Origin of the sequence: Caballeronia sp. ATUFL_M2_KS44, from assembly GCF_023630965.1 — a bacterium.
GTDB lineage: Bacteria > Pseudomonadota > Gammaproteobacteria > Burkholderiales > Burkholderiaceae > Caballeronia > Caballeronia concitans.
This window is the reverse complement of the sequence record NZ_JALQEA010000029.1, coordinates 1-244: the sequence shown is the minus strand read 5'-3', so window position 1 is coordinate 244 and position 244 is coordinate 1. Positions and strand designations below refer to the sequence as shown.

The following is a 244-nucleotide window of genomic DNA, read 5'->3' as shown; positions in this document are numbered from 1 at the left end:
GCGGTGAGCAGCGCCCATTGCTCGGCGATCTTGCTGTCGCCCGCAGCGGCCGCTTCCATGCCGACGAAGCCGCCGGGAAAACCGAGCGCGTTCAATTGTTCGTCGCGCGCCTTTTCGAGAGCGGAGATGCGTTCGGTGAGCGCGGTCTTGTTCTCGATGATCGTCGGCAGCGCCGGAAGCGGCTGCGCGGCGATCAGCGCTTTTTCCTCGACCTCGAGGAGGGATTCGAAGGCCAGAACAGCGG

Annotated in this window: 1 protein-coding gene; it reads right to left on the bottom strand. The window is 65.2% G+C overall.

The window, feature by feature from the left end:
• The coding region (flgN, locus tag NCR39_RS14460) for a flagellar export chaperone FlgN (protein WP_250452795.1) at nt 1-244 on the bottom strand (244 nt) is incomplete at both ends.